At 18.5% G+C, this 1,145-nt stretch carries 1 protein-coding gene; it reads left to right on the top strand.

Features of this window, described 5'->3' with window-relative positions:
* Positions 1–1,145 (top strand): Mbov_0401 family ICE element transposase-like protein (locus tag M0D11_RS05995; RefSeq protein WP_252320998.1); only part of this gene is annotated, 1,145 nt, incomplete at both ends.

Raw genomic sequence — 1,145 nt, 5'->3', positions numbered from 1 at the left:
AATATTATGAATTTTCTAGAAAATGAACTTAATTATGATGAACTTGATATTACATTTAAAAATAATGAATTAAATTATTTAACAAATATATTTAAAGCATATGATGATTTTTGATATCAAAATATATATGATAAAAATAAACATAAATATGTTAAAACTGCAAAAAGAAGTCCAAATACTCAATATGGTAAAATAAATAATTTTTATCGTAGAGGTTATTTAATATTAGAAACTAATGAATATTATTATCCTTTAGATGATTATATAAAACTTAAAAAAAGAAAAAGAACACTTACAAGTTTAGAAAATACAATAATAAAAAATTCAGGTAATGGTAAAAGACAATCTGATGTACAAGATATAATAAAAAATAGTAATTTTTCTAAAACATATATGACTAATGTAATGAAAAATGCAGTAATAAATATTGAAGAAATAAAGGAAAAGAAAGTAGTATTATCAACTGAAAAATTATTTATAAATATGGATGATTGTTTTATATCTTCATTATTTAATAATAAAAAACAAAAAAATCGTATTCGTACAATTAGTGCAAATAAAGGTAAAGATTTAGAAAAATCTACTAAAAGTAGAAATGTTTTAAAAGATAAAAAAATTACTTATATGAAAACTAAAAATGGTCAAAGAATTAAAAAACAAGAATTAATTGATAAAATTTATGAATTTCTTGATTTACAATTTATTTATAGTAAAAGTAGTTTAGTATTTATTGGTGATGGTGCACCTTGAATTAAAACTACTGCTAAAAAAGAAAATATTCCTTATGTAATTGATAGACATCATGCATTTAAAGCACTTAAAAAAGGATTTATTATTAATAGAAAAGTAGATAATAAAAAATTAACAAATGCATATAATTTATTTGTTAATGGTGAATATTATAAATTATTAGATTATTTAAAAGAAAATAATGTAAATGAAGAAATATATAAATATTTTAAAAATAATAAAAATGGTGTTATAAATCAAAAAGAAAATTGAAATCAAGGAGTTTGTGCTGAAAGTGATGTATCACATTTAGTTAAATCTTTAAAAGGATATGGTGCTAAAATTTTTAATGATAAAGTACTTGATAATATGCTTATAATTAATTCAGCCAGAATTAATAAATTAAATCTTTTACT

The sequence above is a fragment of the Spiroplasma endosymbiont of Lariophagus distinguendus genome (assembly GCF_023846195.1).
GTDB lineage: Bacteria > Bacillota_I > Bacilli_A > Mycoplasmatales > VBWQ01 > Spiroplasma_E.
Note: the sequence above shows the minus strand (reverse complement) of the source record. Positions and strands in the feature narration are given on the sequence as shown.